Origin of the sequence: Fibrivirga algicola (assembly GCF_011742925.1) — a bacterium.
GTDB lineage: Bacteria > Bacteroidota > Bacteroidia > Cytophagales > Spirosomataceae > Fibrella > Fibrella algicola.
In genome coordinates this window covers 229,683-247,284 of record NZ_WAEL01000002.1, presented here as the reverse complement: position 1 = coordinate 247,284, position 17,602 = coordinate 229,683, and the positions used below count along the sequence as shown (strand labels likewise).

Annotated in this window: 20 protein-coding genes; 9 read left to right on the top strand and 11 right to left on the bottom strand. The window is 49.3% G+C overall.

The window, feature by feature from the left end; translation table 11 throughout:
- The first annotated feature begins 6 nt into the window (after window positions 1-6).
- Window positions 7-2,328, top strand: coding sequence for a glycosyl hydrolase family 95 catalytic domain-containing protein (locus F7231_RS06290; protein ID WP_166691311.1), 2,322 nt, complete (start codon window positions 7-9; stop codon window positions 2,326-2,328).
- Window positions 2,329-2,489: 161 nt separating this feature from the next.
- Here F7231_RS06290 and F7231_RS06285 read toward each other — a convergent pair whose 3' ends face one another.
- The 4 genes from F7231_RS06285 to F7231_RS06270 form a co-directional block, all read right to left on the bottom strand.
- On the bottom strand, window positions 2,490-3,038 hold the full coding sequence (locus tag F7231_RS06285; protein ID WP_166691310.1) for a sll1863 family stress response protein: 549 nt from the start codon (window positions 3,036-3,038) through the stop codon (window positions 2,490-2,492).
- Window positions 3,039-3,182: 144 nt separating this feature from the next.
- Window positions 3,183-3,791 carry a thioredoxin family protein gene (locus F7231_RS06280; RefSeq protein WP_166691309.1) on the bottom strand — a complete coding sequence of 203 codons (609 nt, stop codon included), beginning with the start codon at window positions 3,789-3,791 and terminating at the stop codon, window positions 3,183-3,185.
- A 568-nt stretch (window positions 3,792-4,359) separates the two neighbouring features.
- The gene (locus F7231_RS06275) at window positions 4,360-4,890 is read right to left on the bottom strand and encodes a hypothetical protein (protein ID WP_085412348.1); all 531 of its coding nucleotides are present in this window, start codon (window positions 4,888-4,890) and stop codon (window positions 4,360-4,362) included.
- 139 nt (window positions 4,891-5,029) lie between these two features.
- Entirely contained in the window at window positions 5,030-5,524 is a 495-nt protein-coding gene (locus F7231_RS06270) for a hypothetical protein (protein WP_085412349.1), read from the bottom strand.
- 381 nt (window positions 5,525-5,905) lie between these two features.
- Here F7231_RS06270 and F7231_RS06265 point away from each other — a divergent pair, with 381 nt between their 5' ends.
- Window positions 5,906-6,100, top strand: coding sequence for a cold-shock protein (locus F7231_RS06265; RefSeq protein ID WP_085412350.1), 195 nt, complete (start codon window positions 5,906-5,908; stop codon window positions 6,098-6,100).
- Between the two features lie 83 nt (window positions 6,101-6,183).
- Here F7231_RS06265 and F7231_RS06260 read toward each other — a convergent pair whose 3' ends face one another.
- The 5 genes from F7231_RS06260 to F7231_RS06245 form a co-directional block, all read right to left on the bottom strand.
- Complete coding sequence (locus F7231_RS06260; RefSeq protein ID WP_085412351.1) at window positions 6,184-7,185, bottom strand: c-type cytochrome; 1,002 nt, start codon at window positions 7,183-7,185, stop codon at window positions 6,184-6,186.
- Between the two features lie 186 nt (window positions 7,186-7,371).
- Window positions 7,372-7,485, bottom strand: coding sequence for a hypothetical protein (locus F7231_RS27345; protein ID WP_229369730.1), 114 nt, complete (start codon window positions 7,483-7,485; stop codon window positions 7,372-7,374).
- Window positions 7,486-7,739: 254 nt separating this feature from the next.
- A complete protein-coding gene (locus F7231_RS27585) occupies window positions 7,740-7,862 on the bottom strand; it encodes a hypothetical protein (RefSeq protein ID WP_262889643.1) in 123 nt (40 codons plus the stop codon).
- Between the two features lie 197 nt (window positions 7,863-8,059).
- Window positions 8,060-8,317 carry a redoxin domain-containing protein gene (locus F7231_RS27890; protein ID WP_445451887.1) on the bottom strand — a complete coding sequence of 86 codons (258 nt, stop codon included), beginning with the start codon at window positions 8,315-8,317 and terminating at the stop codon, window positions 8,060-8,062.
- A 130-nt stretch (window positions 8,318-8,447) separates the two neighbouring features.
- Window positions 8,448-8,870, bottom strand: coding sequence for a hotdog fold thioesterase (locus F7231_RS06245; RefSeq protein WP_166691308.1), 423 nt, complete (start codon window positions 8,868-8,870; stop codon window positions 8,448-8,450).
- Between the two features lie 65 nt (window positions 8,871-8,935).
- On the opposite strand from F7231_RS06245, the gene F7231_RS06240 reads away from it, so the two are divergent.
- The 3 genes from F7231_RS06240 (at window position 8,936) to F7231_RS06230 (ending at window position 11,589) form a co-directional block, all read left to right on the top strand.
- Window positions 8,936-9,571 carry a histidine phosphatase family protein gene (locus tag F7231_RS06240; RefSeq protein WP_085412353.1) on the top strand — a complete coding sequence of 212 codons (636 nt, stop codon included), beginning with the start codon at window positions 8,936-8,938 and terminating at the stop codon, window positions 9,569-9,571.
- A gap of 155 nt (window positions 9,572-9,726) precedes the next feature.
- The gene (locus F7231_RS06235; RefSeq protein ID WP_085412354.1) at window positions 9,727-10,809 is read left to right on the top strand and encodes a sensor histidine kinase; all 1,083 of its coding nucleotides are present in this window, start codon (window positions 9,727-9,729) and stop codon (window positions 10,807-10,809) included.
- Window positions 10,810-10,845: 36 nt separating this feature from the next.
- Entirely contained in the window at window positions 10,846-11,589 is a 744-nt protein-coding gene (locus F7231_RS06230; protein WP_085412355.1) for a LytR/AlgR family response regulator transcription factor, read from the top strand.
- Window positions 11,590-11,866: 277 nt separating this feature from the next.
- Here F7231_RS06230 and F7231_RS06225 read toward each other — a convergent pair whose 3' ends face one another.
- Window positions 11,867-12,028, bottom strand: coding sequence for a lmo0937 family membrane protein (locus F7231_RS06225; protein ID WP_157510596.1), 162 nt, complete (start codon window positions 12,026-12,028; stop codon window positions 11,867-11,869).
- A 521-nt stretch (window positions 12,029-12,549) separates the two neighbouring features.
- Between F7231_RS06225 and F7231_RS06220 the strand changes: the two genes are divergently transcribed.
- Both F7231_RS06220 and F7231_RS06215 read left to right on the top strand, forming a co-directional pair.
- Window positions 12,550-12,906, top strand: coding sequence for a response regulator (locus tag F7231_RS06220; protein WP_229369685.1), 357 nt, complete (start codon window positions 12,550-12,552; stop codon window positions 12,904-12,906).
- A gap of 130 nt (window positions 12,907-13,036) precedes the next feature.
- Entirely contained in the window at window positions 13,037-14,503 is a 1,467-nt protein-coding gene (locus tag F7231_RS06215) for a sigma-54-dependent transcriptional regulator (protein ID WP_085412357.1), read from the top strand.
- A gap of 49 nt (window positions 14,504-14,552) precedes the next feature.
- Here F7231_RS06215 and F7231_RS06210 read toward each other — a convergent pair whose 3' ends face one another.
- Window positions 14,553-15,197, bottom strand: a complete 645-nt coding sequence (locus tag F7231_RS06210) for a porin family protein (RefSeq protein WP_085412358.1) — start codon at window positions 15,195-15,197, stop codon at window positions 14,553-14,555.
- A gap of 339 nt (window positions 15,198-15,536) precedes the next feature.
- Between F7231_RS06210 and F7231_RS06205 the strand changes: the two genes are divergently transcribed.
- Both F7231_RS06205 and F7231_RS06200 read left to right on the top strand, forming a co-directional pair.
- Entirely contained in the window at window positions 15,537-15,986 is a 450-nt protein-coding gene (locus F7231_RS06205; RefSeq protein WP_085412359.1) for a response regulator, read from the top strand.
- 76 nt (window positions 15,987-16,062) lie between these two features.
- Window positions 16,063-17,547, top strand: a complete 1,485-nt coding sequence (locus F7231_RS06200) for a hybrid sensor histidine kinase/response regulator (RefSeq protein WP_085412360.1) — start codon at window positions 16,063-16,065, stop codon at window positions 17,545-17,547.
- Window positions 17,548-17,602 lie beyond the last annotated feature (55 nt).

Sequence of the window (17,602 nt, the reverse complement as noted above, 5' to 3'; positions counted from 1 at the left end):
TCATTTATGAACCTACTTCGTACCGCCGCACTACTACTATTAACTCTAACTACAGCGCTGGCACAAACGCCGCCCCGCACGCTGACTTGGCAATTTCCGCTGCCCCGCCCCCATACGGGTGTGCTGCTGGGCAACGGCACCCAGGGAGTTATGGTCTGGGGCGGCGGCCGGAACCTGCATTTTACCATTAGCCGTACCGGTTTTTGGGATCACCGGGGTGGGGTAGATTTCAACACCAAAATAACTTATGCCGATCTGAAGTCGAAACTACAGGCTGGTGATAAAGCGGGTATCGATGCCGCCTTTGCTGCCCCGAAGTTGGAGAAACCGTCGCTTGGGCATCCGCAACAATTGGGTGGCGGTCGACTAGACGTTACGCTGCCCGAGGGTTGGCTGATTCAATACGGAAACCTGTTTACCGACCGGGGGCTATTGCAATTGGTAGTGCGTGATCCACAGCAGGTAAGCCATGTGCTGAATGTGCGGCAAGCGGCCAGTCTGGAAGTGACCGAACTGGAAATTCCCAAAGGCCTGCGGGGTAAATTGACCTTCAAGCTGACTCCACATTACACCTTTGTAGCCGAGGCATTGCGGGCGGCAAGCATTGAAGAGCCGCAGTGGGTGCTGAAAGACAACAATGGGAAAGGCGCGTTTATTCAGCCGCTGCCCGAAGACGACCCGCTGCTAGTTGGCTACGATCTGGTAAACGAACAGCACCTCTATATACAGACCAGTAATCTGTACTACAATCGAAAAACCCGCCGCTTCGATTACCCCGCCATGCAGGCCCTGCTCGACCGCGCACCCTCGGCCGTAGCCAGCGCCGATACGTTCTGGCAGGGGTATTATAAGGTAGTGCCCCGCATTGCCCTGCCCGATCCGCTGTTGCAGGAAATTGTCGATTACGGCCTCTACAAGCAGGCTTGCGCCACATCGCCCAATGGCCTGGCGTGTACCCTGCAAGGGCCGTTTATGGAAGATTACCAACTGCCACCCTGGAGCAACGATTATCATTTCAATATCAATGTGCAGATGATTTACACACCGGCACTGGCTACCAACCGACTGGCGAATTTTCGGCCGTTGTGGAAAATGATCGGTAACTGGATGCCGCAGTTGCAGAAAAACGGTGAAGCGTTTTTTGGTCGTAAAGGGGCGCTCATGTTGCCGCATGCCGTCGATGACCGCTGCCATGTGGTAGGTACGTTCTGGACCGGCACTGTAGACCACGCCTGCACCGCCTGGATGGCCATGATGGCCTGGCAGAATTACCGCTATGGATTAGAGCAACCCGATGCACCGCAGTTGTTGAACCAGACTGCCTGGCCGCTACTCAACGGGGCCTTTGAAGGCTATTTCGCGATGCTGGAAGAAGTGTCGACCGGCGATGGCGGGAAGAAATACAGCCTACCCGTGTCGGTAAGCCCCGAATACCGGGGCTCGGAACTGAACGCCTGGGGCCGGGATGCGTCGTTTCAACTGGCGGCGTTGCACCGGATTTGCCGCATTTTGCCCCAGGCCGCCGCCGCGTTGGGGAAACCCGTTGATCCCCGCTGGGCCGACGTAGCCAAACGCCTGCCATCGTACACCACGTTCAACGGAAAATTTGTCGATGAACTGAATCTTGGTAACGAGCGAATTGCGCTTTGGGAGGGCATGGATCTGATCGAAAGCCACCGACACCATTCACATCTCGGTGGTGTATACCCGTTCGCCACAATCAACCTGAACGATCCAATCCAACGTAAGCTGGTGGATAATACGCTTCAGGCATGGCGCTACAGAGGGGCTGGCGGCTGGGCAGGCTGGTCAATTCCGTGGGCATCAACGATCTTAACCCGTACTGGCCAAACCGATGCAGCTATTAAGTGGCTGCATTACTGGAAGGAAAATTACACCAACGAGGGGAGAGGCACGCTTAGTAACGCCAATACTAACGGAACCAGCCTGATGGGTGCTCCCGATTGGGAACTGGAAAAGCAAAACAAGGAGGTGATGCAGCTCGATGCCGGTTTTGGTGCCTTGACAGCGGTGCTTGAGCTGCTAGTGCAGAGCCGTGATGAGGCGATTTACGTATTGCCGAATCGACCACGTACCTGGCAGAATCTGAGCTTCGACGATATACGGGCCGACGGCTCATTTCTGATTGGTGCCACCGTGAAAGAGGGTGCTGTAACGGAGGTGCGGGTAAAAAGCCTCGCTGGTGGCAGGCTCACGCTGGTACACCCCTTCGGCAAAAAGGCCCGCCTAAATGGGCAGCCACTCGAAACTGAGCAACTGGTCCGCGACTGCAAACCGGGGGAGGTGCTTCTACTCAGTGCACTGTAGCCTATTTTCTACAGAGTTGGGGAGAAGTAACCAGTGATGGGTACCAATAATAACAACAACGGAGCGCAACATATCGGCATATCAACCAGGTAGGTTAGTAATATGCCGGGTACGTTGCGCTCCGTTGCTATTAGTATGTGCTGATTGGTGACTATGTCAGACTAGTCGTCTTTTCCGTCCGGATCAACTTTGTCTTCTGCTTTATCGAAGGCGCGGCCAATTGACTTGCCAGCTTGCTTGAAGCCTCCTTTAATGTCTTTCCAGGCGGCGGCAGTAGCATTTTGTGCTTTGTCCATGTCTTCGCCCAGCTCTTTACGTTCCTGCTCTAACTCAGCCAGCTCTTCTTTCGACTTGGCTTTTGCTTTAGCGCCCTGACGCTTAATATCAGCTTGCATTTCATCAATACGGGCATCGAGTTTACGCTGTTGCTCTTTCATGTTGGAAACGGCTTCATCGCGCTCACGGCGGAAATCAGCAGCGGCCTCATCACCAGCAGCCTCAGCTTTGTCACCAGCTTCGTTTAGTCCTTCACGGGCATCAGCAGCGGCATCTTTGGCATCAGCTTCAACTGCGTCGCCGGTGCGTTCCATGGCGTCTTCAGTGCGTGACTCATTTTTATTGTCAGAGCTACATGCCTGAAACAGGGTCATTGATGAAGCCAGCAGGCCGATAGCGAAAAGGGAAGCGAAGGAGCTCATTTGCTTTTTCATTCGTCGTGTGTGTTTGGTTTAACGCGAAGTTAATTTGCCAAGACCGTGCCAACGAGATAGGGCGAACAATAGGAACCGGATCTGGGCAGCTTGTCCGGTGTCTTGTCAGCACAGAAAAACTTGGCTCTTCCTGCTGATAGAGACTTATTTCAACTTAACTGCACAACCAATTGCTTTAGTAAGTGGCGTTACAACTGGCTTACCTGCCAGCAAACTTGTCACAGCTTCATCAACATAAGCGCGTTGCACATTCACCGCATCTTGTGGGCTATCGTCTACACTTCCGATATATTCCACAGTAAAACGGTCACCAGTTCGTTTCAAGACATACACCTGTGGGGTACGCGTAGCGCCAAATGCTTTAGCCACAGCCTGACTGTCGTCGTGCAGATAGGGGAACGTATAATTTTTAGTTCGGGCACGTACCTGCATCCGGTCAAAGCTATCTTCTTCGTATAAGGTTGCATCACTTGACAGCAACGCAATGACGGGGAAACCCTGGGGGCCAAACTTACGGTCCAACGCAATGATCCGGTCTTCATAAGCCTTCGAGAACGGACAGTGATTGCTGGTAAATACGACGATGACGCCCTTTTGATTTTTGTATTCAGCCAGCGAGATCGTACGATTATCAACGTTCGTTAACGCAAAAGAGGCGGCTACGTCGCCCAGGGTGTAACCTGAAGCAGGGCGTTGCGCTAAAACGGGTAAGGTGAGGGCTCCCAGCAATATCGTCAGCAGCAATGATTTCATGGTGTTCTTATTCACAATGGTTAGACAGCGAATTGTTGCAAAGTATTAATGAACAGTATTGATGCTTACTATCTGTCGGTTAATCTTCCAAAACTTATTCTTGTCATGAACCAACCGATTGGCGCTCTCGATATAGAATAGACATGAAATAGTTCGTAAATAGTTGATTGATAGTGATTTAATGTCTGTTACGTTGCTCGTTTTCTACAAGCCGTGCTGGTTAGAAAACCAGGTAGCTCGTATTTGTCATACATCGTAGTTGATTTTATCGGCGGTGTCTGAGGTATGATGGTAGTCTGAGGGTTCTGCTTGCGTGAAAAACAGGACCGTGATCCCCAATCTATCGAGATGATACTGGCTAGAACGACACTACTATTGACCTGGATCAGGCATATGATAATGCGTCTGATCCAGGTAGATCCGAACCGATTGCACGTACGCTGTCTCCACAACTCGCCGGAGTGGTTTATTTGGAGGGCCGCCAGTAGTGTAAACCTAGTCTGACTACTTTCATGGGCCTTATCAACGCACCCGGTTCTGGCTACATTCAGTGCGCATGCCTTCGAGCTTAAGGGTATAAGCTGGTCAGGGTTTTACCGGCTGGGTACGTTAACTCGGTGATGCGCCAGCGGCCGGCTGTTTGCTGCAGGTCGACCCGCACCTCAGCTGGTTTTCCCGACAGCAGGTACGTGACATAGACCACCGCCCGTGACCCGCCAACAGCTGCTGGCTCAACCCATATCTTTTTTAGATCGGCATCAGGGGCGTTGAACAGCGGGTTTGCTTTCGGTGCTTTATACCCCGGCTGCGACACCCGCTGCCATATTTTATCGGCTACTGGCCGGGCAAAGAACTGGTCGATGATTGTACCATCTTTTGTCTCTCGGAAAGGATTTTCAGTTTTGTTATGCTCGAAATATAAGGCCCGAACCAGTCGGTCTGCAGCCGACCGGGGCGCATCGGGGCCGGGTCGTTTAGTGAGCGCAGCGGCACTGTCGACCGTAGCGGTGGCAGAATCGGTTTGGTTAGCTGGCTTTTTTGAGTCACAGGCAGTCATAGCCAGCAGGAGCAGGCTAGCAAGCAGAAGCGGAGTTCTCATACAGATTTGTTTAGGAATAGAAAGGTACAGCATGAGCCGATAATCTGGCAACGTACTGGTACCAGCCCCAAAAAATACCCCGCTCAGATAACCGAGCGGGGCGTGTCATGAAAGGTGGAGTAATCGGAAAGCGCATCAATTACCAGCGGCGGCCAGTAGGTGGGGTCCAGTCTCGGTCGACGTTTAAGTTACCACGGCCCGAGGCGTAACTGCCCTGATTATAGGACCGGTACTGTTCGAATGCGAACAGGCGGTCTCGTTGAGCGGGGGAAAGGATAGAGATTACATCCTGATTTTTTTGCCATAGCAGGCGCTGCTGAATACTGGCAGTACGCGGTGCCTGGCTCATCTCCCGGTCATAATAGTTTTCAATCTTCAGTACGTCGCGCTTCTGTCGGTTTGTTAGGTTCACAATCTGGTCGAGCTGACGTACCTGGAATAAATCCTGACGGCGGTCATAATCGAACCGGCCATTGCCCTGATTACCATAGCCCTGTCCATAAGCTGGTCCGTTGCCGCGAGGAGCTGGGGTGTTGTACGGATTACGGTCGTAGCGGCCATTTGGTGACTGAGCGAACGTTGCACTGCCTGTTACTGCAAGTAATAGGGCCGCGAAAAGCAGGGGACTTTTCATTTGTGTTTGCGTTTAAATAGGTCGTAGAAACAGAAAAGCAGATCGTTGCAACGGAATCTATGGATTAGAGCAAACCAGATTCTAAAGGTTTAATGGCCGCTCGAAAAGTAATTACATCCTGGCCTTATAGCCCGAAAAGACCCGAAAACTGGACGTTTATTAAATAATCAGCCTATTTTTTTTAATTTTAGGAACCATATCCAATAATTGTCGTTTTTTGTACGATGCTTCTTTTGTCAATTATCGGAGGCTACCACACTGTCTGACAAATTGCGCTCAGTTGATTACCAAGTACTCTTGTTTGCGTCTTTGGATCCCTGTTTTGCATCTTTTGTAGAAAAGTGTTTTTTTTAAGTTTTCAATTTTTATCGTTTTACAATCATGCAAACAGGAGTAGTGAAGTTCTTTAACGAGAGCAAGGGTTTTGGTTTCATCGTCGATGACGAGTCAAAAAAAGACATTTTCGTACACATCACTGGCCTGAACGGGCTGACCATTCGTGAGAATGATCAGGTGTCATACGAAATCGTTGATGGCAAGAAAGGCCTCAACGCCGTTAACGTGAAAAAAATGTAGTTGAAGGGGCAACCCACTCATCTATACATCATAAAAAACCCGCTCTGCCTCAGAGCGGGTTTTTTCTTGTCTTGGTCAGTGAATTACAACCTGGCTACCTGCGCACCTTTAGGCGAAAACCGCTCTACGCGGTGGTCAACGGGCTTCAATGACTTCAGGTACGTATATATAGCACCCAGGTCCTGCTCAGTCATTCCACCATACATTGTCCAGGGCATCACCGAGTTGAAACCGTCTTCACCTACAGTTGGATGCGCCGTATTTGTGTTGGCATAGGCCCTAAAGCGGGCCACAAACGCCTCCTTGGTGTAGGAGGGCATGCCAGATGAGGCATGTGGAGTCAGGTTGGCGGCGCGTACGGTGCCGCCCGGCATCGGAAACTCGCGGCCACCCGCCATATACATATCTTGCAGCTGTTCGCCCTTGTCATTGACGGGGGTATGGCAGTCGCTACATCCGGCAAAACTAGTTAGATAACTTCCGTATGCCAGCTCGTCGGCCGGATTGGGGCGGGGCCGGTGTTCATTTTTACCAGGTATGGTGTTCAGAATGAACGTCATTGGAAAATCAGAGACGGATGCTGGTATCGCCTTGTTTTCGATTGGCTTCAGGGAGCGTATGTAGGCAATGATCGCCTCGACATCAGCGCGGTCGGCTTGGCCAAAATTTTTGTAAGGCATAACGGGGAATAGTGCGTGCCCATCACGGCTTACGCCCGTTGTAATCGCCCGGTAAATCTCACCATCGCTCCAGGTGCCTAAGTGAGCGGGCGTAATGTTAGGCGCGTAGTAATTGCCGGGAAATCCCCACTCACGCAAAAAGCCTTCGCCGCCCTTGCCTTCCGTACCTGCTACCATTGGCCCATTGATCCGGCTCCAGTCGCGGGTGGAGTGACAGTCTACGCAAAGAGCGACATGATGGGCCAGGTATTGACCACGGGCAATCTGCGCGGAATCGGCCCGGATAGTCAATTCAGGCGGTGGTCCTACGTCGGGTAATGCGTAACGAACATAGAGAAGCCCGGCAGCAGCGAATACTACCAACAATAATAAAAGCCCGCCGATTAAGCGTAAAATGCGATTCATAGAGGTCTGGATTTTAGTGAGAACAGACCTAATACTAATGAGTTACTTCCTGTATATCAATAGGTTGTTAGTAAAGTGTGCCTGGGATTTATTAGGCGGTAAGTGAAAAGACACAAAAAAACCGAACCACTAGCCTAATTCGGTTTTAGGATAAATAGTTACGACAGACTCATATAAGAGGTCTTTTTACCGCATTGTAATCAGGCCCTTCAGAACGGCGCCCAGCCGGATTGCACCCAGAACGCGGGCTTCAGAAGTCTTGTGTGTCAACACGCTTTCTTCATGCGAGCGCACGCACATTTCGCAGCCGTTAATGGCGGATACAACCAGACTCATGAGTTCAAAAACTCTTTGCCCAGCACTGGCGCCATCATAATGCTCATCCGGATACCGGCTTGTGCATTAGTGTACATGTCTTTGTCGACGAAGTGCCGGAAGCGGTAATAAATGTTGTTTGTGCTCAGCAGCGAAGTGCAGGCTAGTGTTTCGGCTACTTCGGTGTTGGTGGCACCTGCCTCTAGCGCAGCGGCCGAGAACGCATCGATCAGGGGCTTTTACTTTTCATTGACCGCTATCGACAGCGCGAGTAAGCGGCTTTCTTTAGCCATCAGTTGCTGGCTGCCTACGTTGATTTTCAGATCACGCAGGTACTTGTTGTCGCCCAGTGAATCGAGCACGGGAAACTCGGCGCTCGCGTCAAGCCCAGATTAGTTAGGGTCGCCGTGGCAGTATCAGTGCGGGTGATAGTCATGTTACGCGTTGATTGTTGCTTCACCTTTTACCCAATGGCAGAGGCAAAGCTCGTCAGTTTGCACTGCGTCAAGTACGCGAAGTACTTCGTTCACGTTCCGGTCAACAGACAGGTCATTCACGTTTACCCAGCAACGATACCCTGCGGGTCAACGATGTAGGTCACGCGATAGGCTACTTTCTCGTTGGCCTCGAGAATACCCAACACTTCGGCGTCACTGGCCGAAGTGTCGGCCAGCATTGGAAATTTCAGACCACGCAGATCATCGTGGTTCTTGCGCCAGGCTAGGTGCACGAACTCGCTGTCGGTCAAAGCACCACTCATCATTGTATCGCGATCTTCGAAATCGTCAAATTTTTTGTTGAACTCAGTGCTCTCGATTGGACAAACGAAGATGAAGTCTTTAGGCCATCAGAACATGACCAGCCACTTGCCCGCATTGCGGTAGTCGGCTGACGAGATCTCGTAGAATTCGTTGTTTTTTTTGAATCAGCTTGATCGATGAGTACAATCAGGCCTTCGCTTGAATGATAGCGATGGTCAGGCGGCTGATGCAAACAAGGCGTTCCTGCTCATCAGTGATGCGAATGTCCCACACGTGCGTGGTGCGGCCGAGGTGAATAGGCGTACATTTCCCGTAGACCCAACCCGAGCTAACCGACCGGATATGGTTGGCATTGATCTCCAGCCCTACCGCCCGCTGCGTAATGGGGTCGCTGAGACGAAGCACCGAGGCCACACTACCCAATGATTCGGCCAGTACTACCGAGGCGCCACCATGTAGGATGCCAAAGGGCTGATGGGTACGTTCATCGACTGGCATTCGGGCGGTTACGTACTCTTCAGTGGCCTCCAGAAACTCGATGCCAAGGTGGCCTACAATGGACTGTTTATTAAGGGCGATTAAGCTTTCTAAGGTCAGTGGAGACTTCATAATGCGCTGATTTATCTGTAATTTTGCACCCAAATTAGGGTACCTGACTAGTAACACCAACTGCTTTGGCACGTAAAGACATTTATATAATTCGCCATGGTGAAACCGACTACAACCGCCGTGGCATTGTGCAGGGCAGTGGTGTCGACGCCGATCTGAACGATATGGGCCGGGCGCAGGCAATGGCATTTTTTCAGGCTTACCAACATGTGCCGTTTGCCAAAATTTATACCTCAACGCTGATACGTACTTACCAGACTGTTGAACCATTCATTGAGTTGGGTATTGCCTACGAAAAACTATCCGGGCTCAATGAAATCAGCTGGGGTATCATGGAAGGCAAGATTCCTAATACGCTCGACGATGACTATTACCGGAACCTGATCGAAAACTGGTCGGCCGGTAATACCGCATTGCCAACTGAGCAGGGCGAAAGTCCTGAGCAAGTGGTGGCCCGTCAGCGTCCCGCCATCGATTACATACTGGCGCAGGCCGACGAGTCACCCGTATTGGTGGCTATGCATGGCCGGGCAATGCGCATTTTACTCTCCTGGCTCCTGGATAAGCCCCTGGCCCGTATGGACGAATTTGAGCATAGTAACTTGTGTTTGTATAAGCTAACGCATCAATCAGAAACAGGTTTATTCACGCTCGATGTCGCCAATGATACGGCCCATTTACTGGCAGTGAATAGTTTTTAGTCCGTTGTTTGTCGTTCTTAATCGGCTACTACCATTCATCCCGTATAGCTTGCGGTTTATCCACACATAAAGCGGTTTCCCACAAACAAGGCCTCATTTAAGGCATTCTTATGTAGTTTCGTTGATAAGCCTATTATAGGTTTTTCTCCAACTGCATGTCGAAACAACGCATATACTGGTTTTGCCAGATCGTCGGCTGGACACTGCTCATCATGGTCGATTTCATCATCTATTGGATCGATGATGGCTTTATTCCGGAAGTGTTCTATCTGGCCCTTGCCGATATCATGCTGGGCATCAGCCTTACGCATTTGTACCGCCTTACCATCCAGCGGTGGAAGTGGGTGCGTTTACCTTTCTTCCAACTGGTCCCCCGCGTACTGGCATCGGTGGTAGTGTTGGCCTTTATCATGTCGATCATCAACGTACCTGTAGACCTGGAACTGATCATGAATCAGCAGCTACACGGGTTATCGTTTTTCATGGCTACTATGGTAAGCTGGGTGAAGACCATGCTGGCCTGGGTATTGAGTTACACCGCCTACCACTACGTGGAACGTACCCGGCAAGCCGAGATCGAAAAGATTTTGCTGAAATCGTCGATCCGGGAAACGGAAGCTAAAGTCCTGCGATCGCAACTGAATCCGCACTTTATGTTCAATGCCTTGAACAGTATTCGGGCGTTGGTACATGAGAATCCGCAAAAGGCACAGTTGGGCATCACGCAGCTGTCAAACATCCTCCGAAATTCGTTGTTGGCTGACCGGCGCAAAACCGTTGAACTACGCGAAGAGATAAAAACGGTACAGGATTACCTGGCGTTGGAAAAAGTACGCTACGAAGAACGTCTCGATTGTCGTGTCTCCGTTGATCCGCAAGCCAACTATTGGCAAGTGCCGCCTATGATGTTACAGACGTTGGTCGAAAACGCCATTAAACACGGTGTTTCCAAGGCCGTTAATGGTGGTTTCGTTGAACTGGTGGGTCGCATCGTTACTGGAACATCGGGGCGTGATGAACTTCATATCCGCATCCGAAACACAGGTACATTGGGCGATAAGCTAGCCTCGGGCGGCTTCGGCCTGAAAAATACATCGCAACGGCTCGATCTGCTTTATGGCTCGGCGGGCAGCTTTACCATCGAGCAGGAATCGCCCGGTATTGTAGTCGCCAATGTGCAGGTTCCTCAACAGTCTGACAGCATCTTTAACCCCGAACGAGAAACCGTCACTCAGTGAATCGGTCACGAGTAGCGGTCAATTTCCCTTTTCCACATGAGAACTATTATCATCGATGATGAACGACTGGCCCGCAACGAACTGCGCCGCCTGCTCGAGAACTTCCCGAAAGTCGATATTGTCGGTGAAGCCGCCAATGCTGACGAAGCCTTACCAATGATCGACGATCTCCAGCCCGACTTGTTGTTTCTGGATATTCAGATGCCGGGAAAAAACGGGTTTGAATTGTTACAGGCTATAGAAGGCAAAGCACCTGAGGTAGTGTTTACAACGGCTTATGACGAATACGCCATCAAAGCGTTTGAATTCAACGCGCTCGATTACCTGCTAAAGCCTGTCGATCTGTCGCGGCTTAGTGAGGCCATTCACCGTGTAGAGGAAGAACTACACCAAAGCACGGTAACCGAACGACCCGATGCCGTTAAAGACCATACCAAGCTGCTGGGCGAGTCGGACCAGGTATTTGTAAAAGACGGCGAGAAGTGCTGGTTCGTCAAGCTGGGTAAAGTGCGGCTTTTTGAATCGATGGGTAACTACGTACGGCTCTATTTCGACGATCAGAAACCATTGGTGCTGAAGTCGCTAAACGCTCTTGAAGATCGGCTCGACCCGACTACCTATTTCCGGGCTAACCGCAAGCACATTATCAACTTGCAGTGGATTGATAAGATTGAACCCTGGTTCAGTGGCGGGTTACTGGTTACGCTGCGAGGAAGCAATGATAAGATCGAGATCAGTCGACGTCAGGCGATCCGTTTTAAAGAGATGATGAGTTTGTAACAGGTCTGAAACGTCTATAAAAATAGTCCCGATTGTGTAAAGTCATCTAAACGTGACTTTACACAATCGGGACTATTTTTATAGACGTTTCAGCCTATAGAACAATAAAAATCCCTGCGTTCAAACTGACGCAGGGATTCCGTACCCACCGTAACTTGTACTTAACCTAAAATGAAACCATAAGGGCTAACCCTTACCAAACCTAAACGTACCACTGTTTAGAATCAATGTTGAAGTGGCCTGTTGGATTAGTGAACTACATCGTCAACGTATTGTATCAGACGCCACGTCCACTAATCAGCCGGAACAGGACCGCTATGATTGCTATAACCAATAAAGCATGAATTAGACCGCCCATTCCGAAGCTACCGAATCCAAAGAAACCGAGTGCCCAAATGATGATTAGTATCACAGCAATGGTGTATAGCAAATTTCCCATAACGTTCGTGTTGTTGAGTAAATCAGAAAGCGTAAGTTGCATTCTGTCTATCCCTTTCGAAAATTCCGTGCCATTTTACTGTCTGTCACAGTTAGTAACATCAGTATAGGCCTCCAGGGAATGAAAATGAGGCACATACGTATGTAAATGGCCTTTTATTGTTTTATGCCTGTTCAAGAAAATGACGGTATGTTGTGGAGATTATTCCCCAATGTGATGGGGTTACATAGGCAACAAATCCACACTTTTCCCCATACTACCAAATGAGCTTGGATACGGGCGTTAATGCTTGCAGACTATTAACATAGCTAACTGCTTCTCTACGGGCTGTTTATCAATGCACAGGCATCTAATTAGTGCACGAGCGTAAATCAGGCATTATATTTTATAGTAATACGCTGACAGCAAAGACATAAAATTTATAAAAACTTATTATGAATGGTGCAAGAGTAGGGGGTTCGGTAACTAATTATACCTTCAGACCGGCCATTAATTCCAATATGACAACTACGAAGCACGTTTTGATAGTAGACGACGAGGCTGATATCTGCCTGCTGCTATCCGGATTGCTTCGCCGACTGGGGTATCACCCAACATGCGCGCATTATCTGGAAGAGGGCCGTCAATGCCTGAGTCGCCAGCATTTCGATGCAATATTCTTAGATCTGAACCTTCCTGACGGCATTGGTTTCGATTTGTTGCCAGTCATAAAAACTGGGGAGGTATCTATCATGGGTAGCCCAAAGGTGGTTATGATCAGTGCTTTTGATGGTATGGCTGAGCGAAAGCGGGCCAGTGATCAGGGAGCTGATTATTTTATGGGTAAACCGTTTACCCGAAAAACTGTCGAACAGGCGTTAGAGTCTATACAGGTTTAACCGCACCTTTATCTACACGATGTTGTTTATAACTGTGTAACTTTTTGTAACGCAGTTTCAGTACACCGATAGCCTTTCCACCATTCCTGCCACCCCGAGACGGCGCTGCTAGCCGGATCGGGTATTTTCTATGGAAAAAATCCTGATCATCGACGATAATAATGACATCTGTGTGCTGCTGGAACGTTTTCTGACCAAACAGAAATACAAAACGGCATCAGCACAACGAGGTGAAGACGGGCTGCTGCTGCTCCGGAAAGAATCGTATGATTTGGTAATATGCGATTTTAAACTACCAGATACAGACGGATTGGAGATGCTACGTCGCATCAAAGTTCTGAGTCCGAATACGGCTGTTATCATCATTACTGGCTATTCTGACGTTCGTATTGCTGTGCAGGCGCTCAAATATGGTGCGTTCGATTATGTCACTAAGCCCCTGCTGCCCGATGAGATCCTGTATACAATCAAAGGAGCACTTGATAAGAAGAGTGCAGTAACTACCAAGGCAGCACCAGAAGTGGTGGCTGAACCTGAAAAGGTAATTACGCCTAAGGCGCAACGGGCTGGCAAGAATGAATTGGCTCCCAATGGAAAGCGATTCATTTTTGGGAAGAGCCGGGCTGCCGAGCAATTACAGAAACATATTGAGTTGATTGCTCCCACCAACATGTCGGTAATCATTACCGGTGAGACGGGGACGGGTAAAGAATTTGTAGCCAATGCAATCCATTTGAGTAGCAAGCGCGCCAGCAAGCCATTTGTAGCCATCGACTGTGGAGCCTTATCGAAGGAGTTGGCTGGAAGCGAATTGTTTGGCCATGTGAAGGGAGCGTTCACTGGTGCTACGTCTGACAAGATGGGCAGTTTTGAATACGCCACTGGTGGCACCCTGTTCCTCGATGAGATCGGTAACTTATCTTACGAAAATCAGATTAAGTTACTACGTGTACTTCAGGAACGTAAGATTAAGCGGGTAGGCGGCAACAGCGATATTAGCGTAGATGTTCGTATTCTGTGCGCTACTAATGAAGACCTGCGCGATGCAGTTCGTCAAGGGCGTTTTCGAGAAGACATATTCCACCGGCTCGACGAATTTAGAATTGATTTGCCTGCGTTGCGTGAGCGACGTGCCGACATTATGATGTTTGCCGAACACTTTCTGGAGATTGCCAATCGACAGTTGGAAAAGGATGTAATCGGCTTTGATGAAGAGGCTAGAGAGAAATTCAAAGACTACTATTGGCACGGCAATCTACGTGAATTGCAGAACGTAGTGAAAAGGGCCGTGCTACTTACGCAGGGAGACTATATAACGGTTGATGTACTACCCCATGAAATTGTGTCGCCTACTTACATATCGGCTGAAGAATCAGCTGGGTTTGTGGTTGATGCCATTCGTCCTGGGTCGCCGCCAATTATGCAACAACCATCACAGGGCGGCAATCTGAAGTCAGTGTCAGAAAGCGCCGAACGAGCTGCCATTCTGAAAGTCCTTGAGAAAACGGGATACAACAAAACGAAGGCTGCTGAAGTCCTGAACATCGACCGCAAAACGTTGTACAACAAGTTGAAAGCGTACGATATTCATCTATAAGCGAGGTTTCTGTTTCAGGTAAATCACCTGAAACAGAAACCCGTAATATTTAATTAAAGCTGTAGCCGATAGACAGCAAACCAACTCCGTTTTTAGCGTTACTGAATACTGCTCTAGAAGCAGTAGTGTTGGCAATTTGTTGTAAACCCTGTGTGTAGCGCAGACCTAGCAATACCTGACCGAAGTATACGTTTAAACCACCGGCAAGACCATAATCAACCCGGTTGAATTGATCTGCGTTGAAATTAATAGCTGAGTTGCCCAGAACGCCGCCTGTGTTGCTTACGCCTGAATTAAGCAGATAACCCGCATAAGGACCTGCTTGAATTTCAACGGCATCTCCCAACTTAAACGTAGCTAGCACTGGTAGATCGATATAATTAAGGTTAAACGAAGCGCGACTGTCTTGACCCAGCGTTCTGTACCCCGACGAAGCCCCTTTGTTTACGTAAAGAAGCTCTGGTTGAATAGCAAACGCAGAGCCAACTGGTATTTGAGTAAACACGCCAGCGTGAAAACCGATGCGTTCTTTCCGATTCGAAAAATCAACTTCGTTGAATTGCAGTGTGCTGGCAGATAAGCCACCTTTTATACCGGTACGTACCCGGCTCTGTGCTTGTGCGGCTGGTCCTGAAGTGATAACGCCAACAGCTGCAAGAAGAGCTACTGCGAGTGTTGTGATTGATGTTTTCATGACGTTGTGAACGATTTTTGTGAAAGTCGGATAAAGCGTAATGAACTATAGCTTCACGAAAACCTAAAGACAATTCTATGCCAGTTTATGAATTCTGTAAGGTTTGTATATGTCAATCAGCTGTTATACAGTCGATTGGTGACTTGTAGAATTGTACTTCATTGATTAAACGACATACCAATGAATCTACTAGGTGCGGATAGGTTTCCACACTTTCGGGCTAAAGTGGCAACACTATAACTTATCTATTACAACTATTTGTGTTTAACTTCGATAGAGCTAATCCGAACTTCGAGGTAACTTAGCTTCTAAGACAAGAACACAGACTGACCTTTTTGCATGTTGAACGCTACGATAACCACAGTTAAGACAATTCTGATTGCCGACGATGACGCCGATGATCGACTGTTCATGATCGAGGCGCTCCGCCACAACGGGTTCCGTCATGACGTCAAATTTGTTGAAGATGGGGAAGACTTGATGAACTATCTCACACGTCAGAACGGCTTCACTGCTGAAAATGCACCACTACCCAGTCTGATTTTGCTCGATTTGAATATGCCCCGTAAAAATGGATTTCAGGCTTTAGCTGAAATTCGTGGCAACAAAGGGTTGCGTCGGTTACCTGTGGTGGTGATGTCAACGTCTACATCAAACGGCGATGTATTCAAGACGTACGACATTGGGGTTAATTCATATATAGTAAAGCCCAGCAATTTCAATCGGCTTGTTGAAGTGGTTAGCTCGCTCAAATACTATTGGCTGGAAACCGTACAGCTTCCAGATTAACAGACTTGCTGTGGGGGTGCAGGACCAGTGCACTCCGAGATTGCATAAGCTACTTTAGTTTACTCGACACACTCTTATGAATACTGCCGCCATCCTGCCAGCCCCCAACGTGACTGATAAACCAACCATTATTCGCGTGTTGCTGGTTGAGGACGATGAAGATGACTACATCCTGACTCGTACGCTGATGAGCCAGCCCGAAAATCGTAACCTTCGTCTCGATTGGGTTGAAGGGTATGATGAAGCGTTTGAGCGGATTACGGCCAACGAATACGACGTTTACCTGATCGATTATCGCTTAGGAGAGCGAACAGGTATTGACCTTATTCAGGAAGCAACAGACGCGGGGTGTCAGGCACCCATGATTCTGTTAACAGGCCAGGACGATCAATCGATCGATTATTCGGCTATGGCTATCGGTGCGTCTGACTACTTGGTAAAAGGCCGAATTGACGCGCAATTGCTGGGACGCAGTGTGCGTTACGCCCTTCGACAGGCCGAATCACTGGCCAAATCGGTTGAACAGGAAAAGAAATACCGGTCGTTATTCGAACGTTCGTTCGATGCCATTTTTGTGGCCGATAGCCATATGCACTTCCGCGATGTAAACCCATCGGTAGAAAAACTGCTGGGATACAGTCGTGATGAACTGTTGCAGATAAACCCCGCCCGCTTATTCGACCGACTCGATGCGTTGCGCCAACTGCGGTTCTCGGTACGGGAGTTTAATCAGATTAAAGATTTCGAGACTACCATTGTCAGCAAGGAAGGGCGTAAACGCATCTGTTTGATCTCGGTTTGGGCCGTTGACGATGCCGCTGGCCGTCCGGTATGGTACCAGGGCATAGTGCGTGACATTACCGAGCAGAAGAAAGCCCAACAGGAGTTGATCATTGCTGAGAAGCTGACTATGACGGGTAAACTGGCCCGCAGCATAGCCCATGAAGTCCGGAATCCGCTGACCAATCTGAGCCTGGCGCTCGATCAACTGCGCGATGAACTGGGTGACAATCAGGAGGAGACAGAACTGTACACAGATATCATCGGTCGTAACGTAGAGCGAATCAGCACCCTGATCACTGATATGCTCAATTCGTCGAAGCCCCGTGAGCTGGATCGTAAGCCGCAGGATTTGAACGATGTAGTAAAAGATACGCTCGGGTTTGTAACCGATCGGATTAAGCTGAAGCAAATGCAGCTGACAACTAACTACTCAACCGACGACTGCACTGCCCCGCTCGACCTCGAGCAGGTACGTATGGCGTTGACCAATATCCTCATCAACGCAGTAGAGGCAATGGAACCTGGCCAGGGTAAACTCTGGATCGATACTTCCTGTATTGACGATACGCAGGTTTGCGTGGTTATCCGCGATAATGGCAGCGGTATTGCTCCCGAAAACATTCAGCGGCTGTTTGATCCCTTCTTTACGGGGAAACAAAGCGGCATGGGGCTGGGTCTGACCGCCACTCAGAATATTGTGACCAGCCACCGTGGTCATATCGACGTTGATAGCGAAATGGGGCAGGGTACCACTTTCCGGATCACGTTCCCAAAATAGAGAGTTAAGAAGAGGCGCTATAACACAGAGGCCCAGCGAGTGGTATTAAGTGCTT